An 18,502-nucleotide genomic window follows, 5' to 3' on the forward strand; every position below is an offset into this window, starting at 1 on the left:
GCCCTGGCCGGGCTGCGCCGGATCAACGAGAGGCCCTCTCCAGCGTCAGCAGTGCCTGCTTGATGGGCAGGCCTCCCGCATAGCCGGTGAGGCTGCCATTCTGGCCGATCACCCGGTGGCAGGGGATGATGATGGAGAGCGGATTGCGACCGTTCGCGGCACCCACCGCCCGCACCGCGTTTGGCTTGCCGATGGCGCGGGCGATGTCGCCGTAGCTGCGGGTCTCCCCGTAGGGGATGTCGCACAGCGCCTGCCACACCGCTTGCTGAAACGCCGTGCCCCTGGGGGCGAGCGGCAGGGTGAAGCGCTGCAACCGGCCCGCGAAGTAGTCCCGAAACTCGGCGAGGAAGGGGGCGAGCGCCTCGCCGTCCTGCCGCCAGTCGCTCATGTCGGGCAGTGGCCGCAGCCCGGCCAGGAAGTCCACGTGCACCAGACCGCGCTCGTCGATGGCGACCAGCAGTTCGCCCTGGTCGGTGGGCATCATGTCATAGCGGATCATGGGCTCTTCTCCTCGTCTTGTGTCTGTGTTGGCCGGGTGAGCAGCGCCGGTTGTTCACTCATGGCGTGCCACAGCCAGCTCGCGGCGTAGGCGCGCCACGGCTGCCAGGGGGCGCTGCGCGCTGTCACCTCTTTCATCGGCAGCTTGTCACCGCCCCCCAGCGCCTTTTGCAGCACGAGATCCGAGGCGGGGAAGGCGTCCGTGTCGAGCCCGCAGCGCAGCCGCCAGTAAGCGACAGTCCAGGGGCCTATGCCCGGCAGCGCGAGCAGTTGCTCGTCGCTCGCGCTGCCCAGGGTGAGTGCGCCGCTTGCGAGCGCCGAGGCAAGCCCTTGCAGCGTGCGGATGCGGCTGCCCGGCATGCCGATGCCGTCGAGATCCAGCTCGCACAGCTGGGTCGGGGTGGGCAGCTGCGCGGTGCCGAACTGAGCCTGGGTGCGCGCCACCAGGCGCCCCATGATGGTGATGGCACCCTTGACCGACACCTGCTGGCCGACGATGGCGCGCAGCATCACCTCGTATTCATCCCACCCCCCCGGCAGCCGCACCCCGGGCCATCGTCCCTGGATGCCGGCGAGCAGCGGATCCTGCCCCAGGTGTTCGCCGATGCGGCTCATGTCGGCGTCGAGATCCCACATGCGGCGCACGCGGTACAGGATGTCCGGCAGCGCACTCGGCGGCAGATCCCGCACCGTGAGTCTGAGCCTCTCCCCCTCGACGGGCTCGATGCGGATGAGCCCCTCCTGCTCGCCGACCCGGTGACGGCGCTCGTAACCGTGCTCATCCACCCGCTCCAGCCCCGGAATGGCGCGCAACCGGTAGAACGCGAGCATGGCCTGGACGTCGAACGGCGGGCGATACAGCAGGTGCAGTTGCAGGCTCGATTGCGGCGCCGCCTCGCCAGTCCCCCCTTCCTGCTTGCGCAGGGCGCCCGGTGTCATGCCATACGCCTGCAGCCAGGCGTCGTTGAAGCGACGAATGCTCGCAAAGCCTGCGGCAAACGCCACGTCCGTGATGGGCAGGCGCGTCTCCGTCAGCAGCCGTTTCGCAAGCAGCAGGCGGCGCGTCTGCTCCACCTGTTTCGGCGAGGCGCCGAGGTGTTGCTCGAACTGGCGCCTCAGGGTGCGCTCCGTGATCCCGGCCTGCGTTGCAAGGGAGCCCAGGCTGTGCTCCGCCAGCTCGCCGCGCTCGATGCGCGCCAGCACCTGGGCGACGAGCGGTGGCAGATCGCCGCTCTGGGCCGGTGCGAGCTCGGGGCGACAGCGCAGGCAGGGGCGCAGCCCGTGCTGCTCCGCCGCCGCCGCGAAGCGAAAATAGCGCACATTGTGCTCGTGCGGTGCCCGCGCCGGACACACGGGGCGGCAATAGATGCCGGTGGAGAGCACCCCGGTGAAGAAGCGACCATCGAAACGCGCGTCTCGCGCGAGGCGTGCGGCGTGGCACTGCTCCCGGGTGAGACCCGGGATGATCTCGTCTCGTTGGGATGAATGCGGGGGCTCTGTGGTCATGGCATGGCTCGGGTTGCTGTGGGCATGTCCCAGAGACTAAGCGGGGGCGAGAGGGGTGACTAGCCAAAAACGGACAGGGATAGCAAAAATAGTGCGATCCGAGGAATCCCAGTCCTCCCTTTGTAAGGTTAGGGGGGCAGGACCCCACCCTAACCCTCCCCTTCGTAAGGGGAGGGGACAAACAGCTCCCCTCTGTGAACGGGGGCGGGGTTAGCTCCTCCCCCTTGTGAAGGGGGAGGCTGGGAGGGGGGTCAACCTCGCTTATTTCAGATAGCGTTGTTCGAGGTGTTTGCGCAGCCACTGGGGATTGAGTGCCTCACCGGTCGCGCGGCGAATGAGCTCGTCCGTGCCGTGCAGGCTGCCCTGGGACCAGATATGGCGACCGAGCCAGCCAAAGATCTCCGGCAGGCGGCCGGACTCTACGAGCGTGCCCATGTCGCCGAGCTCACGCTCGAGTGCGAAGCGCAGCTGCGCCGCGTACATGGCGCCGAGCGTGTAGCTCGGGAAGTAGCCAAACGAGCCGTCCGTCCAGTGGATGTCCTGCATGCAGCCGTTCTGGTAGTTGCCCTTCGTGGACAAGCCGAGCCACTGCTGCATCTTCGCGTCCCACAGCTCGGGGATGTCCGCGACCTCGATGCGCCCTTCCATCAAGTCCCGCTCCAGCTCGTAGCGCAGGATGACGTGGGCCGGGTAGGTGACTTCGTCCGCATCGACGCGGATAAAGCCGGGCTCGACCCTGTTGTACAGCTTCTCGAGGTTCGCGGGTGCGAGCGCATCCTCTGCCCCGAAGTGCGCGCGAATGCGCGGCGCAATCAGCGTGAGGAACGCGGGGTGATGGCCGAGTTGCATCTCGCAGAACAGGCTCTGGCTCTCGTGAATGCCCATGGAGCGCGCCTCGGCCACCGGCTGGCCGAGCAGTGCGCGCGGCAGGCCCTGCTCGTAGCGTGCGTGGCCCGTCTCGTGGACGATGCCCATCAGGCTGGAGACGAACTCCTGCTCGTTGTAGCGCGTGGTGATGCGCACGTCCGTCGGCACGCCGCCGCAGAACGGGTGGCTGCTCACGTCGAGCCTGCCGTGCGCAAAATCAAAGCCGAGCAGCCCCATCACCTCCTGGCCGAGCGCCTGCTGCGTCGCAACCGGGAACGGGCCTTGCGGGGTGAGGAGGGTGTCGCTCTTCTGCCGCTCGCTCACGGTCTGGATGAGGCCGGGCAACCAGCTCGTCAGATCGCCGAAGATCTGATCCAGCCTCGCGCTCGTCATGCCGGGCTCGTACAGCGCCAGCATGGCGTCATAGGGGCGCACCCCGAGCGCGTCGGCGCGCAAGGTCGCCACCTCCCGCGACAGGCGCACCACCTCCTCGAGGTTCGGGGCAAAACCTGCCCAGTCGTTCTCCTTGCGCTGGCGACGCCAGGCGTGCTCGCATTTGCTGCCGGCGAGCGACAGCGCCTCCACCAGCGCCCCCGGCAGCAGGCTTGCATCCTGCCACTGGCGCTTGATCTCCCGCAGGTTCGCACGCTGGTGCTCGTCCAGCGGTTCGCTCTCTGCCTTGGCTATCCACTCCCCAAGCTCGGGGGCGGTGCGCTTGCCGTGGATCAGCACGCCGAGCTCCGCCATCGCCTCGGCGCGGGCCTCGTTGCCTCCCTCCGGCATCATGGCGGCCTGATCCCAGCCGCAGATGGCGGAGAGGTGGGAGAGGCGGTGCAGTTGTTGCTGATGTTGTTCGAGTTTCTGGTATGACATGGGATTGTCCTTGTTATCGTCCCTGATGGTATGCACCCCGTACCTGGCATGATCGGGGCCGCCCGATGCTAGCACTGCCATCCACCCTGGTGCCACCCTCAGGCAGTCAGCCGAGGCGCTTCTGGTGCCGTTCGCGGTTTTCCGCCTTCTTGCGCTCGCTCTTGCGCAGCAATACGTAGAGCGCACCGCTGCCGCCGTGGCGGCGCTCGGCGCTGTGCATGGCCATCACCGAAGGCAACTGTGGCAGCCAGGCGCTGACATGGCTCTTGAGCAGGGCACGCGGGGTGCTGCGCTCCCCCTTGCCGTGCAGGATCAGCAGGCAGCGGATATCCCGCACTTCGCATTCGGCAATGAACTGCACCAGGGCGATACGGGCCTCGTTGAGCGTTTTGTGGTGCAGGTCGAGGGAGCCTTGCAGCTCGTATTTGCCAAGGCGCAGCTTCTTGTAGACTCCCTCCTGCACGCCGTCACGCTTGAAGCCGACGATGGCGTGGGGGTCCAGCATCTCGACTGCTTCCGTGCCGAGGTGATCCAGGGTGAGTTGTTCGGCGGTGGCGGCTTCCCGGCGCGCGAGTTGCGCCTCGGTGGGCTGGCTGTTGCCCGCAACGGGGGCGATATGGTCGCTGCGAAGGGGCCGCACGTCGGCCACTTCCTGCAGGAACAGTGAGAGTTCGTCGTTATGAGACACGGCAGGCTCCCCGCATGAAAATGAGGGAGCCAGTATAGCGGGCCTTGGTGGGCCTTAGAATGGCAACGCTCGCGGGCCCCGGCCCTGCCGGGGAGGGCGGTCTGAGCGAGCCTGGTTATTGCCCCTCTTTGGGCGGCTCTGCGTGCATCACCTTGTAGATGAAATAGACCGCATAGGCGCTGATGAGCAGGAAGGTGCCGAAAATCACCAGCATGGACATCAGCCCCACGCTGTTGCCGAACATCAGGTTCATCCAGAATTCCATCTCGTTCACTCCTGTCACTGGGCGGTGACAGGCATGATAGATACCTCTTCAGGAGGGAGGGGATGATCTCGATCAACTCCCTCTCTGGTTATTTAATCGGCAGCAAATTCTGTGAGCCGACACGCATCCGGCGCGTCAGGTCGCCGGACTGGACGCTACTTTGCTTTCTCCAGGGTCGGTTCGGTGAGGGGCGTGATGCGCCAGCCCTGCTGCTCCAGCAGGGCGAGCAGCCCATGCTCGCCGTAAAGATGCAGGGCCCCTACCACGATAAAGCTCTCGTTCGGCAGGCTGGGCCACTTCTTGACCCAGTTGCGGTTGCGCTCTGCCAGCAGGGTCTGTTCCAGCCAGGCTTGCAGCTTGGGCGGCGCCATCTCCTCCCTGAGCAGATTGATGAGGGTGGCCTCGTCCCCGTTCTGCCAGGCGGTCATCACGGCGTCGAACCCCTGCTGGATGTCGGGCAGCTCGTCCAGGGTGCTCTCCAGCATCAGGGTCTGGTTGTCGCCGACGCTCGCGAGATAGCCGAGCTGCTCCAGCAGGGTCTCCAGCCCGACGATGGGTTTGCCGCCGTCGTTCGCCCGCTTGGCGAAGTGCTGGTCGACACCGTATTCACCGCGATAGCCGGTGCGCTCCAGGGCCGCCTGGGTCAGGGTAATGGCCGCAAACCAGGGACGCAGCGGGGCCAGCATGCTCTCGTTCAGACCGTTCTGGCCCGCGGCGATGAGGGTGCGACGGTAGAGGTCGATGGGCAGGTGATCCTTGAGGGTCTTGCCGTCGACGAGCCGGGTGATGGCGCCCATCTCCTGCCACTGCTCCTGGCTGATGTGGGTCATGTCCACCTCCATCACCAGGGCGCGGCTCTGCTGCCAGGCGCGCTCCACCGGGTCCGGCAGGGGATAGAGAGAGGGTTTGCCCGCATGGATGGACCCCAGCAGCCAGTGCTGTTCGTTGCCCTTGTTGATGCGGTAGAAGGCCGGATCGGCCATGGCATGGAGCGGCAGCAGCAGGCAGAGCAGGAAGGAGAGCAGCGTGGGATGGAATCTCATGAGGCACCTTATGTGAGCTGGATGAGTGCTCTATGATAAGTCCTCATTTGTCACAGCCAAGAGGTTTCCCATGCCCCACCTTCGTTTTCGGGCAGTTTCTGTCGACACCCTGCAGCGGATAAGCGCCCCCCTGATGACGGATCTCTGCGCCCTGACCGGTGGCAAGCCGGAGTTCGTCACCCTGGAGTGCGTGCCGAGCCAGTGGGTACGAGATGGCCAGCCCGAAGCCGGTTTCCCCTTCGTGGAGCTGGTCTGGTTCGAGCGACCGCAGGAGATGCAGGATGCCGCCGCCGCCCTCATCACCCGCCACCTGAAAGGGGTGCTGGGGGAGCAGACCTATGTGGTGGTGCAGGTGCTGCCCATCGTCAAGAGTCACTACTACAGCAACGGCCAGCACTATTGAGATTGAGCGGGTATCGTTGCTAAGACAGGTGCATGTCAAGAGGAGGCCCGCCGAGGGCCCCTGCCGTCCGGGCTCCCTTTATCAGGCGGATTTGATCAGCAGCTTGTCAAGCCAGCGGCTTGGCAGCAGGCGGCGCAGCACGGTAAACAATTTGGTCGGGAAGGTGACCGGGTAGCGGTGCCTGGGACGCTTGCTCGTGAGCGCATGCAGTAACGGCGGGATGCAGGCCTCGCTTGGCAGGGTAAAGCCCCGGGCACCCCCTTCACGCTCCAGCCTGGCCAGCGTCTGGGCATAGGCGTCCTGATGGCGGCTCGCGCTCGGGTCTATGTGGCGCAGGAAGGCCTCCCGGGCATTGGCGCGAAACCGGGTGTCGATGGGGCCGGGTTCGATCAGGCTGACGTGCACGCCGCTGCCCGCGAGTTCCAGGCGCAGGGTATCGGTATAGCCTTCCAGCGCGAACTTGCTGGCGTTGTAGGCGCCACGATACTTCATGGCCACCAGGCCAAGCACCGAGCTGTTCTGTACGATGCGCCCCTCGCCTGCCGCCAGCATGGGGGGCAATATCTGGCGAATGAGGTGATGCCAGCCAAAGAGGTTGGTCTCGAACTGCTCGCGCAGCGCCTCGGTGGGCAGATCTTCCAGCGCACCGGGCTGGCCGTAGGCGCCGTTGTTGAAGAGGCCGTAGAGGCGCCCTTCTGCCAGGGCCAGCGCCTCTGCCGCCCCTCGCTCTATGCTGGCGCTGTCCGCCAGATCCAGTTGCACCGCCAACAGACCCTGCTGCTGCAGCAGGGCCACATCCTCGCCCTTGCGGGCGGAAGCGATGACGGTGAAGCCCCGGGCGCCGAGCTTTCTTGCGGCGGCGAGGCCGATGCCGCTGGAGCAGCCGGTGACGAGCACGAAGGGATGGGGCATGAGCATGGTCCTGATTGACGGCCGGCAGGTGGCCCGAAGCTGGCATGGTAGCGTGGTGCCACCAAAAACAAAACCGGGCCAGAGGCCCGGTTTTCGGTCACGTCAGATGCCTGATTACATGATGGTGAACGGCATGATGATGTGGAACTTGACGTCATGCTCGGAGCTGAACATGTTCGGGTAGTACCAGCTGCCCTTGTCGTCCTGTTCGTTGTTGTAGTCGGTGTAGTGCAGCTTGAATAGGGTGCCCTTCAGCTTGCCGTCCTGCACTGTGTACATGACGTCGAAGTTGGCTGCCCACTCTTTGCCGCCTTCCAGGGACTTGTCGCCGTTGTTGGCATCCCAGCCGTAGGCACCGGAGACACCCACGCCCCAGCCCGGTGCACCCACCAGATCATCCAGGGAACGAGTCACGCCGAAGAACAGGGCTTTCTCGTCGTTGTGGTTCCAGTCGGAGCGGGAATCCCACCAGATTTCGTTCGCGCCCTGGGAGTTGCCGTAGCCGCGGGTCAGACGGGGCAGGTAGTTGCCCAGATCCCCTTCAGCCTTGGTCCACAGGCCTTCCAGACGGAAGCCATAGGGGCCGGCTGCCCAGCTGGCGGTCAGGGCTTGTTGCCAGGCCAGGCCGTCATAGTCGCTGTTCTCGGTGTCGGAACCGTAGAACTGGTAGCTGGTGTTCAGGCCACCCAGTACGTCGAACTTGTGGGCCAGCTTGAAGTGGTAGCTGTCCATGTAGCCTTCGGACTGACCGAAGCCGGCGGTGACGGCAGTGCCGTTCTCGAAGGTGTAGCGAGCGGCCAGACCGTGGATGTAGTCGATCTTGTTCGCATCGGTGAAGGGATCGCTGGCATAGGGGCTGCTCTTGGAGAAGCCGGTGGTGTTCTTGAACCAGGGAGCTTTGTACTCGTCGGCGATGGCGTAGGTCAGGTAGAGGCCGCCGAAGGTGCCTTCGATCTGGCCACCACGGTAGGTACCGGGTTGATAGGACCAGTTGACGCCGAGGATGCCGGGTACATAGAGCTGGGTGTAACCACCCTTGGCGGTGACGGCGTCACCGAACTTGAATTTCAGGGCGGCGTTGGAGAGGCTGAAGCCGTTCTCGGGAACGCCGTCACCACCTGAACCCCACTTGTCGCCCCAGAAGGAGAACTCGTTCTCTTCGTTGACGCCATTGCTCTCGTCAACGGCCAGGTCGTAGGCTCCGAAGCCGCCCACGTCGACGCCGACCACACCCCATGCATAGCCGGAGTTGAAGTTCAGGGCTGCCTGGGTGGTGGCATGGCTCAGGTTGGAGTGGTATTTGCCATCCTGACCCGGACCTGCCTGGACGCGATCACGCTCACGCTGGAAGTAGAACAGGCCACCGGTGAGCTTGCCTTCGTCGATGAAGGCGCTGTAGGACTTGCCGTATTCCGGGCTCATCATGTCTTGAGCGGCGAACGCCATGCCGGGGGCGACCAGTGCCGCGACCACGGCAGCACTCAACGCGGCGCGCTTGAAGATCACTTTTTCCATTTGTTATTGCTCCTGATTTTATGGACTTAGCTTTTTTATCCGGCAGCCGGGTAGGCACCCGCCGCTCGGTATTGGCATTGCAATCAACACCCCGAAGGGCAAAAAAATGGTTCTCTGTCGAGCCCTTGTGCCTGATGCCTTGGCGCATCGGTCGGGGCTATCTGCATCGTTACAGTCGTTATTTTTTGGCTGTCGATCCTTGGCGATCTGACATCACCAAGAGTACGTTCGCGGTGCGAAATATCAATGTAAAGTTCCCGGCAAGTTTCAAAAATATGACCGAGTGCAAATAATCATGATTCTTGGTGTGGGCACTCCCAGGCCACTCATGTCGGTAATGACAACGCTTTCATGGTGGTTTCACCGTTCTCCTGCGCAGATCTTGCCGTCAAGGCAGAACTTTCTTTGTTAACCCGGTGGCAACATATAATTTTGTATCACAAAAAAAGATGGGCCCGGCGGGATGCCCACTGTCACGAGCGTGAGCCGTCCCCCCCCGACAGACAGGGGGACCAGGGATGTGAAAGGGCTGAGGGAGCCTGTGACTGAATGGATGAGGCAATCCGTCATTGGCCGTGAGGACATGACGGGAGCATCAAGAGAAGGGTTGCGGCAAGGCCGTACTGCGGGCAGGTAGACAGGGAACGCGCCCCGGGTCTGGTGCGAACCAGACCCGGGGGTTATCAGGCCTGGCTCAGGATCCGGGGGATCTGCTGGGCCTGGTGGTGTATGTGCTCCGAGACCTGTACCGAGAGGCGGCTGCCCTGGCGGGCGTGCTGGCTGATGCGACCGATGAGGGCGGCGAAGCTCGCCAGCCTGTGCTCCTGGCTCTTGGCATTGTCGGCCCCTTGCAGGGCGATGACGGCGGTGCTGCGCGCCATCTCCCGCACCGTCAGAGTGGTCTGGCGCAGCTGCTCCGCCTGCTGGCGCTGCTCGGCGGCCTCTGCGGTGATGCGGGCCAGCACGGTGGCGAGCTGATCCCCCGCCTGGGTGAGGCTGGCCAGGATCTCGGTGATCTGGCCGAGGGAGCGCTGGGTGTCGGCGGAGAGGTGGCGCACCTCGTCGGCTACCACCGCGAAGCCGCGTCCCTGCTCCCCGGCCCTGGCCGCCTCGATGGCGGCGTTGAGGGCCAGCAGGTTGGTCTGCTGGGAGATATGGCCGATGACGTCGACGATGGCAGTCACGTCCTCCACCGAGCGGGTCAGCTGGGCCAGGGCGCCGCTGCTCTCGTCGATGGCGAGCCCGGTCTGGGCGGTAGCCGTCAGCATGCCCCCGACCAGCCGCTCGCTCTGGCTCATGGAGTGTTCATTGTGCTGGGCGTGCTGGGCGATTTCGGCGGCGACCTGGTGCACCTCGCTGGCGAGCTGGTTGAGCTCCTGCATCATGGTGTCGCTCTCATCCACCGCCTGCTCCGTGGTGCGGGTGCTGTGATGGATCTCCTGCACCTGGTTGACCATCCCTTGCAGACTTTGCGACACCGCCGATAGCTGGCCCTCTTTCTGCTGCTGATCCTGTTGCAGGCGCTGTATCAGGCGGTTGTAGCTCGCGACGATGTCCGCCAGTTCGTTGCGCTCGCGCCCCGGGGTCAGCAGCTGGGCCTGACCCGTGGCGTCGAGCTGCAGGAAGGCTGCCCGCAGTTGCAGCAGGGGCCTGACCAGCCAGCGACGCTGCACTAGGGCGAACAGCAGGGCCACCACGACCAGGCAGAGCGCCAGCACGCCGAGCACGGTGGCCAGCTCCCGGTTCATGGTCTGACGGGCGGCGGCGAGTTGTTCGCCCAATTGCTCCCCCGCTTGCAGCAGCTGGGTGATGTCCTGCTGCACCATCTGACGAGCGGCCTGCTGCTGTTGCAGCGCCTTGCGGCTGTTTTCCAGCTCCTGGGGATAGCGCTTGAGCAGGGAGGTCAACTCGGCTTTGGGCTGATCCCCGAGCTCCTTGCGTATTGGCTCTCCCAGGGTGAATTCGTCGGCCGGTGCCTCCTCGAAAAGCTCCATGCTCGGCAGGGCGGCCAGGGAGTCGGCCTGCTTTTGCAGGGCAGCCAGCTCGAATTGCAGCCCTTCGAGACGCTTGGCACTCGCCTGCTCCATGTAGTTCTGGCGCTGGTGGGCGAGGGAGGGGAGGGCGGTCAGGATGTCGGCCGCCCCCTGGCGATACTGCTCGGCCAGGACCGGATCCCGCCCGGCGGCTGCTCCCTGCTGGCCGTAACGGAGCAAGGCTTTGGCCTGGGTGGTCAACTCGTTCTCGGCATTTTGCAGCAACCACTGGCTGTTGCCGGAGAGCTTGCCCGCCGCCAGATAGTCGCCGTCAATGCGGGTTTTCATCTGCTCAAGCCGGGCGTTTAGCGGCTGGGTCTGGGGATCCTCCAGGCGGGACAACAGCGCCAGCGCCTGCTGGCGCACTCCCTGTGCCTGGGCCAGCAGCAGGGGATCCCCGCTGCCGAGATAGTCGCGAAGCGCCCCCTGCAACGGACCGCTCAGTTGCTGTTGCAGGCGCTCCTGCAGACGCTGGGCCTGGGCCGAGTGGTTGAATTGTTGCCAGCCATGATAGAGCGCGGTGGCCTGAACACCGGCCACCAGCAGCAAGACGAGGGAAGAGAGGGAGGCAAAATGGGCAATTTTCACATCAGATTCCTGCTTGAATCACGCAATGGGCGCGAGCTTAATCAGGTCTGATGGCGTTTTTATGACAGTGGCCGTGCCAGCTCCCGTTGACTTGGGCTCTTCACCAGCAGGCCGAGCAGGGCGCCGCCCATGATGAGCCCCCCCGCCAGCAGATGGCGCGGGGTGAGCGCCTCGCCGTTGAGCCAGACCAGCAGCAGGGTGCTCAGCAAGGGGGTGAGGTAGGCGAGCGCGCCGATGCGGCGCGGATCTCCGTCCCGCAGCGCCAGATACCAGGTGACGAAGGCCGCCCCCATGGGGCCGAGGGCGAGCCCGGCGATGAGCAGCCAGTCCCCCAGGGGGATCCGGGCGAATGGCAAGGGGCCTTCCAGCATCCATGCCAGCAGCAGGGCCAGGAGCCCTGCGGGCAGGCAGGCGGCGGCCGTGACCACGGCGGGAGCGGGAGGCAGGCGGCGGGAGAGCACGGAGTAGGCGCCCCAGACGATGGCAGCGCCGAGGGCCAGCAGGTAGCCGGGCAGATGGGCCTGTTGCAGTTGCAGGTGACCATCGACCATCACCAGCACCGATCCCGCGAGACCCAGGGCCCCGGCCAGCAGATGGTGCAGGCTCAGGGGATGACCCGGCAGCAGCAAGGGGGTGAACAGGATGATGCACAGCGGCCAGAGGTAGTTGATGAGGTTTGCCTCCAGCACGGGGGCGTGGCGAAAGCTTGTGAACAGCAGCAGGTGATAGAGCAGCAGGGCGGTGATGGTCACCAGCCAGGTGAGGGGGCTGGCGCGCCACTGGCGCCAGAATGGCAGGGTGCCCGCCCCGCAGAACAGCAGCACCAGCCCCACCAGCACGAGCGGCGAGACGCTGGTGATCCGGGAGGTGAGCGCGGCGAGGGAGGCCCACAACAAGATGGTGAGCAGGGCAAAACCGGTGGACTTGTCCCACCAGGAAGACGCAGGCATCCAACACTCCTTTGCAAGATGAATGAACGAAAAAGAGGGCCAGTCTAGCAGACCGGCCCTCGTCACACAGCGGTGCCGTGACGGCGCGAGTTATGACTCCCGGCTCGGGACGGCCCCTGTCGCCGGAGCCAGGGACTGCCCCTTGACGTACCAGACGATGAGGGCCAGCACCAGCAGCGGCAGCACGGGGTCGAACCAGGTGCCGCCGGAGCCGAACAGCAGGTTCAGCAGGGCGACGCCGGTGCCGCCGATGGCCCAGGCGATGGTGGTCGGGATGGACCAGACGATCATCTGCTGCTTGACGTCGGAGATCCCCATCATGCGGTTGACCACCCAGAACAGGCTGTCGTTGAAGTAACCGAAGAAGAGCGACCCCATGGTGGCGGCCTGTGCGGCCAGCAGCATGTTGACCCCGGGGATCTGCGCCAGGATGGGGGCGGAGATGGAGGCCGCCGTCACCATGGCCACGGTGCCGGACCCCTGGATGAGGCGCACCAGAGTCGCCACGATGAAGGGGATCAGGATGGGGGAGATGGGCAATTGGGCGATCTGCTCGGCCAGTTGCTGGCCTGCGCCACTGTCGCGCAGCACGGCCCCCAGCGCCCCACCGGCACCGGTCACCAGCAGGATGATGCCGGCGGATTGCAACCCCTCTTCCAGGCGGGCGGCGGTGGCGTGCCTGTCCATGTGCGGGACCAGGGTATAGACCGCCAGCAGCACGCTGATGGCCAGCGCGATGATGGGGGTGCCGATGAAGTTGATGCCCTGCACCAGGGGGTTCGCCATCAGGCCGTCCATGCCCTCCAGGGTGGCCAGAGTGGTGAAGATGGCCTTGACGAAGATGAGCACGATGGGCACCAGGATCGGCAGCAGCGACAGGGTCAGGCTCGGCAGGGTCTTGCCCTCCTTCTCCTTGAGGTACTGCTCATAGGTGGCTTGCAGCTCGTCCGGGGTCTGGGCGGCCTGGGCACCGAACTCGGGGTACTTCTTGTCGAGCCACTGGGCGTAGAAGACGATGCCGAGCACGCAGGGGATGGCCAGGGCCATGCCGGTCAGCAGCATGGCGCCGATGTCCACGCCAAACAGGCCGGCAACCCCCAGCGGGCCCGGGGTCGGCGGCACGGTATGGTGGGTTACCACCAGGCCGCCCGCGAGCGCCACCCCCAGGGTGAGCAGGGAGCGCTTGCCGCTTTTCGCCAGCGCCTTGGCCACCGGATAGAGGATGACGAAGGCGGAGTCCACGAAGATGGGGATGCTGACGATGTAGCCCGTGATGGCCAGTGCCCACTCCTCGCGGCGCTTGCCGAGCCACTTGATGAAGCTGTAGGCGATCTGTTCGGCGGCGCCGGAGACCTCAAGCAGGCGACCCATCATGACCCCGAGGCCGATGACGATGCCGATGCTGCCGAGGGTGGAGCCAAAGCCCTGGGTGATCACGGTGAGGGTCTTGTCGATGCTCATGCCGCCGGTGATCCCGGCGATGCAGGCCGCCGCCAGCATGGCGATCAGGGCGTGCACCCGGGTGCGGATGACCAGGAACACCAGCACGAAGACCGCGATGATGAGACCGATGATGGGGGTTGGGATGTCGCTCATGATGCCTCCTGCATGTCATGGGTGATGAAACTGTCGATGATGTCGGCAAACGTCCTGTCTGCCGCGAAGCCGAGGGCGCTGGCCCGCTGGTTGTCGATGCGTCCCGGCCAGCTCGCCACGATGCGCTCGATGGCCGGATCGGCGGCAAACTGCACCCGATCCCGGGCCGCCCGGCCACCGGCCCGTGCGAGGGCCTCCAGCATCTCGCCGACGGTCACGCTGATGCCGGGCAGGTTGATGCTGCGGGCGTCACCGGTGGCGGGGAGCCTGGCCGCCAGCAGGAAGTTCGCGACCACGGTGGCGGGGCTGGAGAGCCACAGACGCAGATCCGGGTTCACCGGGCAGATTGCGCTCTCCCCTTGCAGCGGCTCGCGGATGATGCTGCTGACAAAGGAGGAGGCGGCGCGGTTCGGCTTGCCCGGCCGCACGCAGATGGTGGGCAGGCGCAATACCAGACCGTCGACGAAGCCCTTGCGGCTGTAGTCGTTGACCAGCAGTTCCCCCATGGCCTTCTGGGCGCCGTAGGAGGAGGTGGGGGTCAGGGCGGTACCGTCATTCACCAGCTCCGGCAGCGGGCCGCCATAGACGGCGAGCGAGCTGGTGAAGACGAAGCGGATGCCCGGCCGGGCATGGCGGCACGCCTCCAGCAGGGTGCGGGTGGTGTCCAGGTTGACCTGCCAGCCCAGATCGAAGTCCTGCTCCGCGTGGCTGCTGACGATGGCGGCCAGGTGGTAGACCACGGCAGTCCGCTCGCTGATGAGGGACTCGGCGACACCGGGTTCGGTGAGGTCGGCCCGCAGACAGCGAACCCTGGGGTCCGGCAGGGGGGATTGCGGCTGCTGGATGTCCACCAGCAGCAGCTCGGTGAAAGGGTGGGGGCCTTGCAGCAGGGCCCGGGCCAGTTTCTGGCCCAGGAAGCCACCGCCGCCGGTGATGATGATCTGCATCTTGTTATCCTCAGACTCGTTCATGTTCAGGGTCGTTATTGTTGTGTCAGCCAGCCCAGCCCTTCCCGGGTGCCGGCTCTGGGGTTGTACTCGCAGCCTATCCAGTCGTGGTAGCCCGCCTGCGCAAGCGCCTTGAACAGGTGGGGGTAGGCGATCTCCCCCTCGTCAGGCTCGTGGCGATCCGGCACCGAGGCGATCTGGACGTGGCCGATGGCCGGACCCAGCTTGCCGATGAGACGGGTGAGATCCCCGTCCATGATCTGGGCGTGATAGAGGTCGAGCTGCACCCCCACGTTGGGCCTGTCTATCTCCTGCACCAGGGCCAGGGCGTCGAGCTGGTGGGCCAGGAAGTAGCCGGGCACATCTCTATCGTTGAGCGGCTCCAGCAGTACCTTGATGCCGTCTTCGGCCAGGAAGTCGGCGGCGAAGCGGATGTTGTCGATCAGGGTCTGGCGGTGGGCCGAGAGGCTATGAGCAGGGTCCACGATGCCGCTCATGGCGTGCACCTTGGTGCAGCCGAGCGCCAGGGCATAGTCACGCACGCTTGGCAGGTGGCCGCGAAACTCCGCTTCCCGCCCCGGAATGGCGGCCATGCCGCGCTCCCCTGCCGCCCAGTTGCCCGGCGGCATGTTGAACAGGGCCTGGGAGAGCCCCTGCTCGCGCAAGCGGCGGCCCAGCTCTGCGGCCGGCCACTCGTAGGGGAAGAGGAACTCCACCGCCTCGAAGCCTGCGTCGCGGGCGGCGGCGAAGCGCTCCAGGAACGGCACCTCGGTAAACAGCATGGTGAGATTGGCGGCAAACTTGCTCATGGCGTGATGTTCCTCAATGCGTTGTGTTCGTATCGGGTCAGAGAGGCGGACCAGGATTGGCTCATGGCTTCAGGCTCCTCAATTCGGTGATCTCGGGTTCACTCAGGTAGCGGATGGACTGGCCATGGAGCATCAGGGCCAGACGCGCCGTCTCCTCCAGCTCTTCCATGTTGTTGACCGCATCCACCAGATCCTTGCCGGTCACCACGGGGCCGTGGTTGGCGAGCAGGAAGGCGTTGCCCTCGGGGGCGCGGCGCCCCAGCTCCTCGGCGATGCGGGCATCCCCCGGCTTGTAGTAGGGGATGAGCGGCAACTGGCCGACCCGCATCACGTAGTAGGGGGTGAAGGGGCGGATGACGTTGGCCGGATCCAGCCCCTCCAGACAGGAGAGGGCGGTCAGGTGGGTGCAGTGCAGGTGCACCACGGCCCGGCAGTCCGGATTGTTGTGGTAGATGGCGAGGTGGAAGGCCACCTCCTTGGAGGGGCGATCACCTCCCAGGTGTTCCCCCTGCAGGTTGACGTGAGAGAGCCTGTCGGCGCTGAGCCGTCCCAGGCAGGAGCCGGTCGGGGTGGCGATCAGGGTGCCGTCCGGTAGCAGGGCGGAGAGGTTGCCGGCGCCCCCGGTGGCATAACCGCGCTGGAAGAGAGAAGCCCCCAGCATCACCATGGTGTCGCGCAGTGCCTGTTCAGTCATGGAAGTACTCCTGAGCCTTGTCGAAGAAGTCGTCGCTCCCGAAATTGCCGGACTTGAGGGCCAGCGACAGGGGGGCGTCGATGGCCCGCACCCAGGGCACACCGGGGGCGATCTGCGGGCCTATGTGGAACGCCTTGACGCCGAGGGCCTGGGTGACCCGGCTCGAGGTCTCGCCACCGGCGATGATGAAGCGGTCCACGCCGGCGCCTTGCAGCAGTTGGGCGAGGCGGGCAAAGCAGTGTTCCACCGCATCGCTGGCCGCCTGCTGGCCGTGGGTTTCCTGAATGCGGGCCAGCTCTGCCGGGCTGGTGGTGGCGTAGACCAGCGGCGCCGGGGTACGGGGCTGGTCCAGTACCCAGCGCGCCAGCTCGGCCGGGTAGTCGGCATCTTCGAGGCAGCGCACCACATCCAGCGCCAGGGCAGGAGCGTGCTGGCGATAGCGGGCCACCTGACGGTTGGTCATCTCGGAGCAGGAGCCCGACAGCACCGCGGCGCGGGTGCCTCTGGGCCAGCCCGCTTCGCGGGCACCCTGCAGATCGCCGCTGCCAAGCTGACGGGCCAGGCCGATGGCGAGGCCGGATCCGCCGGTCACCAGGGGCATGTCGAGGGCGGCGGTGGCGATGTCCAGCAGGTGCTGCTCGGTCAGGGTGTCGACCACGGCGTAGCGCACACCAGCTTGCGTTAGCTGCTCAAAGGCGTCGGCAATGGCGCCGGGGCCCTGTGCGATGGTATTGAACGGCACCAGACCGGCACGGCCCTGGGCCTGTCCCTCCATCAGCCGCAGCAGGTTGCTGTCGGTCATGGGGGTGATGGGGTGATGGCGCATGCCGGACTCGGCGAGCGGCTGGGTGCCGACGAAGAGGTTGCCCTGATAGACGGTGCGACCGTTCACCGGCAGGGCCGGGCAGATCAGGGTGAACGTGCTCTCCAGCGCCGCCAGCAGGGCGTCGGTGACGGGGCCGATGTTGCCCGCCGCCGTGCTGTCGAAGGTGGAGCAGTACTTCTGGTAGATGCGCGGGCAGCCGCGGGCCTTGAGCCAGTCGAGGGCCGCCAGGGAGTCGCGCACCGCTTCGTCCGCGGGGCAGGAGCGGCTCTTGAGGCTGATCACCACGGCGTCGACCCCGGTCAGATCCGCCTCTGCCGGGATGCCGGCAAACTGGATGGTGGCGAGGCCGTTCTCCACCAGGAAACCGGCGATGTCGGTGGCGCCGGTGAAGTCGTCTGCGATGACTCCGAGTTTCATGCTTGCTCCTCCTGACCCGGCAGGGTGATGCCTGAGAAGATCTTGATGACGGCGCTGTCATCTTCCTGGCCGTGCCCTGCGTTGCTAGCGCCGAGGAACATGTTCAGCGCCGTGCTCGCGAGCGGCAGCGGGAAGCGCAGCGCCTTGGCGGTGTCCGCCACCAGGGTGAGATCCTTGACGAAGATGTCCACTGCGGAGCGGGCCTGGTAGTCACCGGCCAGCACCCGAGGCATGCGGTTTTCAAACATCCAGGAGTTGCCGGCGGCATGGGTCACCACGTCATACATGAGATCCAGGGACACCCCTGCCCGGCTGGCCAGCGCCATGGCCTCGGCGGCCACCGCGATGTGCACCCCGGCCAGCAGCTGGTGGATGATCTTGACTGTGCTGCCTTGGCCCGGCTCGCTGCCGACCCGGTAGACCTTGCCGGCCACCGCATCCAGCACCGGGGCCAGCTTGTCGAAGGCGGCGTCGGAGCCTGCGGCCATCACCGTCATTTCGCCGGCATCGGCCTTGATGGCACCACCGGAAACCGGCGCATCCAGCATCGGCAACCCCATCAGCGCCAGCTCGGCAGCCAGGGCGCTCGCCTCTTCGGCGGCGATGGTGGAAGAGACCATGATGGCGGTGCCCGGTTTGAGGTGGCGAGCCAACCCCGCTTCGCCGAGCAGGATGCGGCGCACCTGGGTGGCGTTGACCACCAGCAACAGCACGGCATCGAGTGTCTCGGCCAGGGGCCTGGCATCGGCCATGACGGCGGCGGCACCGGCCTGCTGCAACTGGCCGCGGGCCTGTTCGCTGAGGTCGATGCCATAGGTGGTGAGCCCGGCCCGCAGGCAGGAACGGGCGGCGCCCATGCCCATGGCGCCCAGGCCGATGACCGCAACATGATAGGGAGTGCTCATCTCGTGATTCCTCGATTACGACTGATGAGCAGATAGTAGAGGCTTGCGGCGATGAAATATCAGGCAGTCGTCACAAAAAATAACTTATTGAGTGTTAATTTTTGTTATTTATGCGGATTGAGATTCTTTTGGGTCAAGTTTTAGCGTGTTTATTGTGAATAAATGTG

17 protein-coding genes are annotated in these 18,502 nt (G+C 65.5%); 1 reads left to right on the plus strand and 16 read right to left on the minus strand.

Translation table 11 applies throughout. The features are described 5' to 3' along the window. Positions 1-22: 22 nt before the first annotated feature. The 6 genes from AB5Y47_RS14380 to AB5Y47_RS14405 form a co-directional block, all read right to left on the minus strand. Positions 23-499, minus strand: coding sequence for a methylated-DNA--[protein]-cysteine S-methyltransferase (locus AB5Y47_RS14380; protein WP_010673283.1), 477 nt, complete (start codon positions 497-499; stop codon positions 23-25). Beyond that, complete coding sequence (locus AB5Y47_RS14385) at positions 496-2,004, minus strand: DNA-3-methyladenine glycosylase 2 (protein WP_010673284.1); 1,509 nt, start codon at positions 2,002-2,004, stop codon at positions 496-498. Before AB5Y47_RS14385 ends, AB5Y47_RS14380 begins: the two co-directional genes overlap by 4 nt. Positions 2,005-2,265: 261 nt before the next feature. Then, positions 2,266-3,744, minus strand: coding sequence for a carboxypeptidase M32 (locus tag AB5Y47_RS14390; protein WP_010673285.1), 1,479 nt, complete (start codon positions 3,742-3,744; stop codon positions 2,266-2,268). A gap of 106 nt (positions 3,745-3,850) precedes the next feature. Beyond that, the gene (smrA, locus tag AB5Y47_RS14395) at positions 3,851-4,432 is read right to left on the minus strand and encodes a DNA endonuclease SmrA (RefSeq protein ID WP_010673286.1); all 582 of its coding nucleotides are present in this window, start codon (positions 4,430-4,432) and stop codon (positions 3,851-3,853) included. A 115-nt stretch (positions 4,433-4,547) separates the two neighbouring features. Next, positions 4,548-4,697: a DUF3149 domain-containing protein gene (locus AB5Y47_RS14400; RefSeq protein ID WP_010673287.1), complete on the minus strand. Its 150-nt coding sequence runs from the start codon at positions 4,695-4,697 to the stop codon at positions 4,548-4,550. 155 nt (positions 4,698-4,852) lie between these two features. Beyond that, positions 4,853-5,740, minus strand: coding sequence for a TraB/GumN family protein (locus AB5Y47_RS14405; protein ID WP_041214639.1), 888 nt, complete (start codon positions 5,738-5,740; stop codon positions 4,853-4,855). 70 nt (positions 5,741-5,810) lie between these two features. On the opposite strand from AB5Y47_RS14405, the gene AB5Y47_RS14410 reads away from it, so the two are divergent. Beyond that, a complete protein-coding gene (locus AB5Y47_RS14410; protein ID WP_010673289.1) occupies positions 5,811-6,143 on the plus strand; it encodes a DUF1904 family protein in 333 nt (110 codons plus the stop codon). An 81-nt stretch (positions 6,144-6,224) separates the two neighbouring features. On the opposite strand, the gene AB5Y47_RS14415 is transcribed toward AB5Y47_RS14410, so the two are convergent. From AB5Y47_RS14415 to ltnD, 10 genes are all read right to left on the minus strand, one after another. Continuing rightward, a complete protein-coding gene (locus AB5Y47_RS14415) occupies positions 6,225-7,055 on the minus strand; it encodes an SDR family oxidoreductase (protein WP_010673290.1) in 831 nt (276 codons plus the stop codon). A gap of 114 nt (positions 7,056-7,169) precedes the next feature. Then, on the minus strand, positions 7,170-8,570 hold the full coding sequence (locus tag AB5Y47_RS14420; protein ID WP_010673291.1) for an OprD family outer membrane porin: 1,401 nt from the start codon (positions 8,568-8,570) through the stop codon (positions 7,170-7,172). A gap of 683 nt (positions 8,571-9,253) precedes the next feature. Further along, the gene (locus AB5Y47_RS14425; protein ID WP_302098091.1) at positions 9,254-11,191 is read right to left on the minus strand and encodes a methyl-accepting chemotaxis protein; all 1,938 of its coding nucleotides are present in this window, start codon (positions 11,189-11,191) and stop codon (positions 9,254-9,256) included. Between the two features lie 59 nt (positions 11,192-11,250). Next, entirely contained in the window at positions 11,251-12,141 is an 891-nt protein-coding gene (locus tag AB5Y47_RS14430; RefSeq protein WP_103244395.1) for a DMT family transporter, read from the minus strand. Between the two features lie 90 nt (positions 12,142-12,231). Then, positions 12,232-13,737, minus strand: coding sequence for a GntP family permease (locus tag AB5Y47_RS14435; RefSeq protein ID WP_368220335.1), 1,506 nt, complete (start codon positions 13,735-13,737; stop codon positions 12,232-12,234). Continuing rightward, entirely contained in the window at positions 13,734-14,708 is a 975-nt protein-coding gene (gene denD / locus AB5Y47_RS14440) for a D-erythronate dehydrogenase (protein ID WP_319894299.1), read from the minus strand. The genes AB5Y47_RS14435 and denD overlap by 4 nt, the downstream gene beginning before the upstream one ends. 11 nt (positions 14,709-14,719) lie before the next feature. Continuing rightward, positions 14,720-15,493, minus strand: coding sequence for a 2-oxo-tetronate isomerase (gene otnI / locus AB5Y47_RS14445; RefSeq protein WP_039041065.1), 774 nt, complete (start codon positions 15,491-15,493; stop codon positions 14,720-14,722). A gap of 61 nt (positions 15,494-15,554) precedes the next feature. Next, positions 15,555-16,187, minus strand: coding sequence for an aldolase (locus AB5Y47_RS14450; RefSeq protein WP_319888494.1), 633 nt, complete (start codon positions 16,185-16,187; stop codon positions 15,555-15,557). Continuing rightward, complete coding sequence (gene otnK, locus AB5Y47_RS14455; RefSeq protein ID WP_194860082.1) at positions 16,180-17,430, minus strand: 3-oxo-tetronate kinase; 1,251 nt, start codon at positions 17,428-17,430, stop codon at positions 16,180-16,182. The genes AB5Y47_RS14450 and otnK overlap by 8 nt, the downstream gene beginning before the upstream one ends. Next, positions 17,427-18,335 carry an L-threonate dehydrogenase gene (gene ltnD, locus AB5Y47_RS14460; protein ID WP_045523655.1) on the minus strand — a complete coding sequence of 303 codons (909 nt, stop codon included), beginning with the start codon at positions 18,333-18,335 and terminating at the stop codon, positions 17,427-17,429. Before ltnD ends, otnK begins: the two co-directional genes overlap by 4 nt. Positions 18,336-18,502: the final 167 nt, after the last annotated feature.

Origin of the sequence: Aeromonas sp. R7-2 (assembly GCF_040908105.1) — a bacterium.
In the GTDB taxonomy this organism is placed as follows: Bacteria; Pseudomonadota; Gammaproteobacteria; order Enterobacterales; family Aeromonadaceae; genus Aeromonas; species Aeromonas caviae.